At 73.0% G+C, this 6093-nt stretch carries 6 protein-coding genes; 2 read left to right on the forward strand and 4 right to left on the reverse strand.

What is annotated here, in order from left to right:
* Positions 1 to 48 precede the first annotated feature (48 nt).
* The 4 genes from ACWC9R_RS19940 to ACWC9R_RS19955 all read right to left on the reverse strand — a co-directional run bounded on the left by ACWC9R_RS19940 (position 49) and on the right by ACWC9R_RS19955 (position 3290).
* Positions 49 to 672 (reverse strand): CBS domain-containing protein, encoded by a 624-nt coding sequence (locus ACWC9R_RS19940; RefSeq protein WP_362612494.1) that lies wholly within the window; start codon positions 670 to 672, stop codon positions 49 to 51.
* Between the two features lie 74 nt (positions 673 to 746).
* Positions 747 to 1643 (reverse strand): universal stress protein, encoded by an 897-nt coding sequence (locus tag ACWC9R_RS19945; protein ID WP_450733211.1) that lies wholly within the window; start codon positions 1641 to 1643, stop codon positions 747 to 749.
* Between the two features lie 92 nt (positions 1644 to 1735).
* Positions 1736 to 2443, reverse strand: coding sequence for a response regulator (locus ACWC9R_RS19950; protein WP_450733213.1), 708 nt, complete (start codon positions 2441 to 2443; stop codon positions 1736 to 1738).
* Positions 2444 to 2606: 163 nt separating this feature from the next.
* Positions 2607 to 3290 (reverse strand): CBS domain-containing protein, encoded by a 684-nt coding sequence (locus tag ACWC9R_RS19955; RefSeq protein ID WP_450733214.1) that lies wholly within the window; start codon positions 3288 to 3290, stop codon positions 2607 to 2609.
* Positions 3291 to 4134: 844 nt separating this feature from the next.
* Between ACWC9R_RS19955 and ACWC9R_RS19960 the strand changes: the two genes are divergently transcribed.
* Entirely contained in the window at positions 4135 to 5634 is a 1500-nt protein-coding gene (locus ACWC9R_RS19960) for a DEAD/DEAH box helicase (RefSeq protein WP_450733216.1), read from the forward strand.
* An 89-nt stretch (positions 5635 to 5723) separates the two neighbouring features.
* Positions 5724 to 6041: an SCO5918 family protein gene (locus ACWC9R_RS19965; protein ID WP_450733218.1), complete on the forward strand. Its 318-nt coding sequence runs from the start codon at positions 5724 to 5726 to the stop codon at positions 6039 to 6041.
* Positions 6042 to 6093 lie beyond the last annotated feature (52 nt).

Raw genomic sequence — 6093 nt, forward strand, 5'->3', positions numbered from 1 at the left:
GCGGCGGCACTACGGGGCCGGGCAGCCCCGCGGCTGGGCCCCTTCGTGTCACTCCGGCGCCTCCCGCCCAGGCTCGGCGGTGTCGTCCCGCAGACAGCTGAGCCGGTCGATCACCTCGACCACCCCGTCCACGCTCTCGCACAGCCGCACGGCGATGGGGAGCAGGCTCTTGCGCTCCAAGGAGCCGGTGAGGGTCACATGGCCGTCGGAGACGTCGACCGTGACCGCGGACGGGGACACCCCGAGGGTGCGCGTCAGTACCTCCTCCAGCACCTCCTCCTGGATGGCCCGGTCCCGGCGCAGGAACAGCTGCACGAGGTCGCTGCGGCTGATCACACCGATCAGCCGCCCGGAGTCGTCGACGACGGGCAGCCGCTTGACCTTCTTCCGCTCCATCGTCCTGGCGGCCTCGACCACGCTCCACTCGGGGCGTGCCACCACGACGGGGCTGGTCATGAGTGCTTCGGCGGTGCTCGCCCCGAGCTTCGCGATCTGCCGGCGCAGCAGATCGGCCTCGGACACCACTCCCACCGGCTGGTCGTTCTCGTCGAGCACGGGGACGGCGGTGATGTCGTACTCGTCGAGCAGCCGGGCGATCTCCTTGAAGGAGGTGCCCCGTTGGACGACGACGACCTCGGGCGTCATCAGGTCTGCCACGCTGCGGTGCCTCATCTGACCAGTCCCTCCGGGTGTACTGGGCCGCTCTCGTCGGCCCCGATGTGCGGGGAGCGCGCCGCGGTCCGCGCTCAGTCGTGCGGAACCACGGCGACCGGACAGGTCACATGGTGCATGGCGGCGTGCGCGACCGGGCCGACGCGGGGCGCGAGCAGGGGACGGTGCAGCCGGCGGCCGACCACCAGGAGTTCGGCCCCGTAGACCGTCTGCACGAGGGCCCGGGTGGGGCTCTCCGGCAGCACGGTCTCCTGGACGAGCACCCCGGGGAACCGCTCGCGCCAGGGGCGCAGGGCGTCCCGCAGTGCGAGGTCCGCCTCCTTGGTGAGTTCCTTCGCGGCATCGGGGTCGATGCCCCACGGGGTGTACGCCTGTACGGGAAGCGGGCGCCCGTGGACGGCCTGCAGCGACAGGCCGCGGTTCGCCGCCGCGTCGAAGGCGAAGGCGAGCATCCGGTCGCAGGGGCCGTGGAGGCTGACGCCGACGACGACCCGCGGTTCGGGGGCGGGGGGTGTGCCGTCCGCGGAGGGGTGGCGTGGTGTCGTCGCCCGGTCCGGTGCCCGTACCAGGACGACCGGTCCCTCGGCCCGGCCCACGACGTCCAGGCTGATATCGCCGAGTACGTAGCTCTCCCAGGTCCCGAGAGCCCGCGAGCCGAGCACGATCATCAGCGAGGCGCCGGCCGCGCGCAGCAGCGCCGGTTCCGGCTCCTCCCCGACCAGGTCCTCGATGATCTGGAGGTGCGGGCGGCGTTCCCGTACCTCGTCCAGGGCCTGGCGTACGAGCTGGCGCGCGAGGACGTTCTGGTCGCGTTCGGGCGGCGTGTCCGGCGCCTCGGCGGCCAGCAGTATCCACGCGTGGAGCAGCCGCAGCACCGCATGGCGCCGGTCCGCCTCGTCAGCGGCCCACTGCGCGGCGGCCAGGCTCTCCGGCGAACCGTCGAGCCCCACGGTGATGATGTCCGGCTCCATGACCGTCCTCCTTTCGGGGGCGGAGAGACGGTCCGGAGGGGCCCGTCACCCGGGCTCCGGGCCGTTCGGGGCCGCGCACCGCCGCTCCCGCCTCAGCTTCCGTGCTGGCCCGCACCCGTACCGGGCGCCGAGGCGGCCTGGGTGGCGAGGACGGCCGCCTGGATGCGCCGCTGCACACCGAGTTTGGCGAGCAGGCGGGAGATGTGGTTCTTGACGGTCTTCTCGGAGAGATAGAGCCGCTTGCCTATCTGACGGTTCGTCAATCCGGCGCCGACCAGACCGAGGATCTCCCGTTCCCGCGGGGACAGACCGGAGAGCGCCGCCGCCTCGGGCGGCGCGTCGGAGTCGCCGCCCCGCAGGCTGCTCATCAGCCGTGCCGTCGTGGCGGGGTCGAGCATCGAACTGCCGGAGGCGACGGTGCGCACCGCGGCGACGAGGTCGGCCCCCTTGATCTCCTTGAGCACATAGCCGGCCGCGCCGGCCATGATCGCGTCGAGCAGCGCCTCGTCGTCGTCGAACGAGGTGAGCATCAGACAGGCCAGTCCCGGCAGGTGCGAGCGCAGCTCCCGGCACACGGTGATGCCGTCACCGTCCGGCAGCCGCACATCCAGCACCGCGACGTCCGGCCGGAGCGCCGGGCCGCGGGCGAGCGCCTGGGCGGCCGTGCCGGCGTCGCCGACCACCTCGATGCCGGACTCGGCGTCGAGCAGGTCCGCCACCCCGCGCCGGACGACCTCGTGATCGTCGAGCAGGAACACCCGGACCGGCCGGTCCGGGGAGAATGCCTCCGCGTCGCTCATGACGCCCCTCCGGCGGGTATGAGGTCCGTCTCACCCCATCCTGACCCCTCTCGCAGGGGCCTGCCAGGCCGAACGGGCGCCGCGGCGGCCGTACGGTGCCCGGCAGCCCTCGACCGCCGTGCCCCCGGCGCTCCCGCCTCGCGCTCCTGCCGGCGGGCGCCGGTCAGCCGTGCGGTCCCGTCATCGGCGTCCGGGCCCGTGCGGCAGCCGGGGCGTTGACGTCGAATTCCACGTCCACGACCCCCTCGACCGCCCGCACCAGGCGGGCCGCCACCGGGATGAGCGAGGTGTCCCTGACCTGGCCGCTGAGCGTGACGACCCCGTCGGCGACCGTGACCCGCAGGTCCCGGACCGGCGCCGTGAACAGCTCGCCCATGACGTACCTGACCTCCTCCGCGAGGTCGTCGTCCGAGCGCAGGAAGACCTTCAGCAGGTCGGCGCGGCTGACGATGCCCTGGAGCATCCCTTGTCCGTCCACCACCGGCAGCCGTTTGACGGACCCGCGGGCCATGGTCCGGGCCGCCTGGGACAGCGTGGCGTGGGGGCGCACGGTGAGCGCGGGACCGGTCATCAGCTCCCCCGCGGTCAGTGCGCCCGCGCGGCGCACGTCGTCGAGCCGGCGCCGCTGTTCCAGGCGGTCGGGTTCCGACTCCCTGAACTCCTCCTTGGGCAGCAGATCGGCCTCGGAGACCACGCCGATCACCCGGCCCTCCCCCGCCAGCACCGGCAGCGCGCTGACCTGCCACCGCTCCATGGTCTCGACGATCTCCTTGAACCGGGCCTGGCGGTCGACGGCGGCCACGGTCTGCGTCATCACATCGCTGACGAGGTGCGGAGTGTTCTGCATGATGCCTCCTCGGTACCCGGACCGGCGTCACCCGGCCCGTGACACCTCCAGCCTGGAATGCGCCGGGCCGCGCCGGACAGGGGCCGTCCGGTCCCTTCCCGCCGCCGGACAGGGGTCCCGCCCCCTGCGGCGGCCCGCAGGGGGCGGGACGAGGCGCGGAGGCCCTCCTCGGTGGCGGGGCGCGGGTGCGGGCGGTGGCCGGGTCCCGGGAGTGCGCCGGGCAGGCGCCGGCGGTGGGTCCGGAGGCGGATATTCCGCGCCGCGGCCACCGGAATTCCCGCCCCGGTAGCAGGGGTTTCCGCAGCCCCCGAGGGCGGAGCATCGGCCGCGTGGGGTTGCTCGTGCGTGCTAGTGTCGATCGGAGTTGCAGTTGTGGTTCCCAAAGACTTCTCGCACCCCGCCCCCTTTCCGGTCGGCGGGCGCTTTCTTGCAATTCCGGCTATCCGGACGGGGCAATCATCGCGGCGACACGGGGTCCGCGCAGCGCGGCCCCGGCTCTGCCCCCGAAGGAGATATGCCATGGCTACCGGCAGCATGAAGTGGTTCACCTCGGACGAGAGGTGCTGCTTCATCGAGCGGGACGGCGGCGCCGACGCCTCCGCCCAGCACCCGGACTGTGCCACTCAGGGCGTCTGACGCTGACGAGGACACCGCGGCCGGGGCGCGCACTGTGGGTGCGGGTCCTGGCTCGTTGCCCTGTGCGACGCCTGCTTTTCCCCGCGTCGGCGGTCGACTCCGCCCCGCTACGTTCCATCTGTTTTCTCCGGTCCGTTCTGCGATTCTCTTGTGCGCGGCTCACAGCTGCCGGGAATTCTTCGACGTACCGCATCGAGGAAGGTTCTCCATGAACCGCACATCCCGCCCGAACGACCGCTTCTCCCGTACCCGCTCCGCCGGTTCGGGCCGTGGCGGCCACCGCGCGCAGGGGTCCCAGCGCTCCGGCGGCAAGCGTCGTCGTCCCGCACCGCAGGGCGAGTTCGCCCTGCCGGTCACGGAGACGCCCGCGCTGCCGCCGGCCGAGAAGTTCGCCGAACTGGACATGCCGGCCGCGCTGTTGACGGCGCTGACCGCGGAAGGGGTGACCACCCCGTTCCCGATCCAGGCCGCCACGCTGCCGAACTCGCTGGCCGGCCGCGACGTTCTGGGCCGGGGCCGCACCGGCTCGGGCAAGACGCTCGCCTTCGGTCTGGCCCTGCTGGCCCGTACCGCCGGCCAGCGCGCCGAGCCGGGCAAGCCCCTGGCCCTGGTCCTGGTGCCCACCCGGGAGCTGGCACAGCAGGTCACCGACGCGCTCACCCCGTACGCCCGTGCGCTGTCGCTGCGGCTGGCCACCGTCGTCGGCGGGATGTCGATCGGCCGCCAGGCCGGTGCGCTCCGCGGCGGGGCCGAGGTCGTCGTCGCCACCCCCGGACGGCTCAAGGACCTGATCGGCCGTGGTGACTGCCGTCTGAACCAGGTCGGCATCACGGTGCTGGACGAGGCCGACCAGATGGCCGACATGGGGTTCATGCCCCAGGTGACCGCGCTGCTCGACCAGGTGCGTCCCGAGGGGCAGCGGATGCTCTTCTCGGCCACCCTGGACCGCAACGTGGACCTGCTGGTCCGGCGCTATCTGACGGACCCGGTGGTCCACTCCGTCGACCCGTCGGCGGGCGCCGTCACCACGATGGAACACCATCTGCTGCACGTCCGTGACACCGACAAGCACGCCACCACCACCGAGATCGCCGCCCGCGAGGGCCGGTCGATCATGTTCCTGGACACCAAGCGGGCGGTGGACAAGCTCACCAAGCACCTGCTGAACAGCGGGGTACGCGCCGCGGCCCTGCACGGCGGCAAGTCCCAGCCCCAGCGGACCCGGACCCTGGCCCAGTTCAAGACCGGGCAGGTCACCGTGCTGGTGGCCACCAATGTCGCCGCCCGGGGCATCCACGTCGACAACCTCGACCTCGTCGTCAACGTCGACCCGCCCACGGACCACAAGGACTACCTCCACCGCGGCGGCCGCACCGCCCGCGCCGGTGAGTCCGGCAGTGTCGTCACCCTCGTCCTGCCCGGCCAGCGCCGCGAGATGGACCGGCTGATGGCCGACGCCGGGATCACCCCGCAGTCCACCCAGGTCCGCGCCGGGGAGGCCGAGCTGACCCGTATCACCGGCGCCCGGACCCCCTCCGGTGTTCCCGTCACCATCGCCGCACCGCCCGTCGACACCCCCCAGCGCGGCGGCTCCGGCACCCGCAGCCGGCGCGGACGCTCCGGCCGGGCCCGCCGGTCCTCCGGAGCGCCCGGGGCCACGTCCGGGACGTCGCAGCGGCGGCGGCCCTCGGCCGGCAAGACCTCATAGAAACGGAACCCGTCCCCCCACGCACCCCGCTCTTTCTTCGCTCTCCCGTCAGGCCGTTTACGGTTTCTCTTCGACCCTGTAGAGGCACTATGCGCTGCGTCATCGCCCGCTTCCCCTTCGACCTGATCAAGACCGAGGTGCAGGCCTCGATGAAGGGCGTCAAGCCCGAACCCATCACCGGTGAGTCCGTGCTCATCGGCGGCCGTCACTACCCCGTCAAGCAGGTCGGCGAGGTCATCACCCGGCAGGACCGCCGCGACTTCACCGCCGGCGAGGTGACCCGGGCGCTGACCCGCCTGGGCTTCACCTGCAGTTCCTCGGCCGCCCCTGTCGCCCGCACTCCGCTCGAGGAGGCGGCGGCCCTGCTCGACGCCCCGCCGGCGCCGGACGGTGACCCGGCGAGCTGAGACCGGGCACACCGGACAGCGCGGGCCGGGCCCCGACCACACCGGTCGGGGC

This window comes from Streptomyces sp. NPDC001219, from assembly GCF_053597915.1.

What these genes read in the sequence shown, in the direction of transcription:
- ACWC9R_RS19940 (WP_362612494.1), bottom strand. Translation starts at nt 672, where the DNA reads ATGAGGCACCGCAGCGTGGCAGACCTGATGACGCCCGAGGTCGTCGTC.
- ACWC9R_RS19945 (WP_450733211.1), bottom strand. Translation starts at nt 1,643, where the DNA reads ATGGAGCCGGACATCATCACCGTGGGGCTCGACGGTTCGCCGGAGAGC.
- ACWC9R_RS19950 (WP_450733213.1), bottom strand. Translation starts at nt 2,443, where the DNA reads ATGAGCGACGCGGAGGCATTCTCCCCGGACCGGCCGGTCCGGGTGTTC.
- ACWC9R_RS19955 (WP_450733214.1), bottom strand. Translation starts at nt 3,290, where the DNA reads ATGCAGAACACTCCGCACCTCGTCAGCGATGTGATGACGCAGACCGTG.
- ACWC9R_RS19960 (WP_450733216.1), top strand. Translation starts at nt 4,135, where the DNA reads ATGAACCGCACATCCCGCCCGAACGACCGCTTCTCCCGTACCCGCTCC.
- ACWC9R_RS19965 (WP_450733218.1), top strand. Translation starts at nt 5,724, where the DNA reads ATGCGCTGCGTCATCGCCCGCTTCCCCTTCGACCTGATCAAGACCGAG.